3 protein-coding genes are annotated in these 2,162 nt (G+C 60.9%); all 3 read left to right on the top strand.

The features are described from left to right. The coding region (locus ACE3UY_RS21925) for a hypothetical protein (protein ID WP_374689605.1) at positions 1 to 184 on the top strand (184 nt) is incomplete at its 5' end. 64 nt (positions 185 to 248) lie between these two features. Further along, positions 249 to 950, top strand: a complete 702-nt coding sequence (locus ACE3UY_RS21920; protein ID WP_374689604.1) for a Uma2 family endonuclease — start codon at positions 249 to 251, stop codon at positions 948 to 950. A gap of 124 nt (positions 951 to 1,074) precedes the next feature. Then, positions 1,075 to 2,162: inositol-3-phosphate synthase (locus ACE3UY_RS21915; protein WP_374689603.1), on the top strand; the 1,088-nt coding region annotated here is incomplete at its 3' end.

Below are 2,162 nucleotides of genomic sequence, written 5' to 3'. Positions count from 1 at the left end.
TAGCGAGTTGGACACTCTCCTTAAAGATGAGGATCTCGTTTTTCCTACCTTGGACGACGAGGAATATGAATTTGTGACCGGCTATCTAGACGGCAACTTGCTATTGCTGGAATGCCTCAGCCAAGCCATCGTCGCTGATCACGAGGCGATCAAGGAGCGACTGTTGCTCTTGCCGGAGGTGTAGCGCGCCCTTCAGGTTGGTTGCTCACCCCGATCCCACCGCCTATACTATGCTCCAGGAGCGCGCCATGACCATTGCCGATGCCGCCGAAATCGTCGCCGAGCTAGAACGGTTGTTGCCGGACTGGATCGATCTGGAGCCGGCCCGCTGGCAGCGGGTCGAGTACGCGCTGCGCCGGGCCGAGGGCGCGGGGCCGGTCTTCCCCACCTTCGAGTCGTTCATCGAGTGGGTGGACGAGGATACGTCGGCCGAGTGGGTGGAGGGGGAAGTCTACTTCATGAGCCCAGCATCGACAGAGCATCAAGACATTGTTGGTTTTCTGGCCGCCGTCCTGCGGTTCTTTGTGGAGCGCAAGAGACTAGGTCGGGTGCTGATTGCCCCGTACAGAATAAAACTGCCGGGGTATGCGCCTGAGCCAGACATCATGTTTCTGGCTGCGGAGCACGTCGGGCGGCTTCACCAAACGTACTTGGACGGCCCGGCTGACCTCATCATCGAGATCGTTTCGCCTGAGAGCGTCGAGCGCGACCGAATCAAGAAGTACAATGCCTATGAAGCGGCCGGTGTGGGGGAGTTCTGGTTGATTGACCCGGCACATCAATCGGCTGAGTTCTATCAGTTGAAAGGTAGCCGCTACGAATTGGCCGGGGTGACCGATGGGATTTATGAATCTCAGCAGTTGCCGGGCTTTCGCTTGCCCGTCGCCTGGTTTTGGCGTGAGCCACTTCCGATGCTGGATGAAGCGCTACAGTCGCTTGGCCTTCTATAAGACGGTGAGTATCTGTTAATCCCGCGCCTTTTTCGCCCATTTCACGTATAATCGGTGGTTGAAAATCCAACGCGGCGGGCGCGGTAGTGGCTCGCAGGCGCGTCTGTGTACCCAGGAGAAGGCAATGTCCAAAAATAGAAAGAAGGTGCGCGTCGCCATTATCGGCGTCGGCAATTGCGCGAATGCGCTCGTTCAGGGCGTCCACTATTATCGGGACGCGGCGGATGACGAGGAAATCCCCGGTCTGATGCACGCCACCGTCGGCGGCTACCACGTGCGCGACATCGAGTTCTCGGCCGCGTTCGACGTGGTGACGACGAAGGTCGGCAAAGACCTCAGTGAGGCGATGTGGGCCTACCCGAACGACACGATCAAGTTCGCCGAAGTACCCTACCTCAACGTCCCCGTCTACCGCGGCATGACCCACGACGGCATCGGCAAGTACCTGAGCCAGAAGGTGGAGAAGGCCCCCGGCCCGACGGACGACATCATCAAGATTTTGCGCGAGACGAAGACGGACGTGGTCGTCAACTTCATGCCCGTCGGCTCGGAGATGGCGACGAAGTGGTACGTGGAGCAGGCCATCGAGGCCGGCTGCGCCTTCGTCAACGGCATCCCCGTCTTCATCGCCAGCTCGCCCTACTGGAGCAAGCGCTTCGAGGCCGCCGGCCTGCCCATCATCGGCGATGACGTGAAGAGCCAGCTGGGCGCGACCATCACCCACCGCGTGCTGACGACGCTGTTCAAGGATCGCGGCATCCACATCGACCGCACCTACCAGCTCAACTTCGGCGGCAACATGGACTTCTACAACATGCTGGAGCGGGAGCGGCTGGAGTCGAAGAAGATCTCCAAGACCAACGCTGTGACCAGCCAGTTGCCCTATGACCTGGGCGAGGAGAACGTCCACGTCGGGCCGAGCGACTACGTGCCGTGGCTGACCGACCGCAAGTGGTGCCACATCCGCATGGAGGGGCGCGCCTTTGGTGACGTGCCGCTGCAACTGGAACTGAAGCTGGAAGTGTGGGACTCGCCCAACTCGGCCGGCGTCATCATCGACGCCGTGCGCTGCGCCAAGCTGGCCCTCGACCGGGGTATCGGTGGGGCGCTGGTCGCGCCGTCGTCCTACTTCATGAAATCGCCGCCGGTGCAGTTCACCGACGATGAGGCGCACCGCCAGGTGCAGGAGTTCATCAACGCGCAGCCCCGCCC

This window comes from Promineifilum sp. (SeqCode), assembly GCF_041918635.1.
In the GTDB taxonomy this organism is placed as follows: domain Bacteria; phylum Chloroflexota; class Anaerolineae; order Promineifilales; family Promineifilaceae; genus Promineifilum.
Note: the sequence above shows the minus strand (reverse complement) of the source record. Positions and strands in the feature narration are given on the sequence as shown.

Bases quoted from the DNA above. Each gene is read 5' to 3' on its own strand.
- ACE3UY_RS21920 (WP_374689604.1), top strand. From the start codon at position 249: ATGACCATTGCCGATGCCGCCGAAATCGTCGCCGAGCTAGAACGGTTG.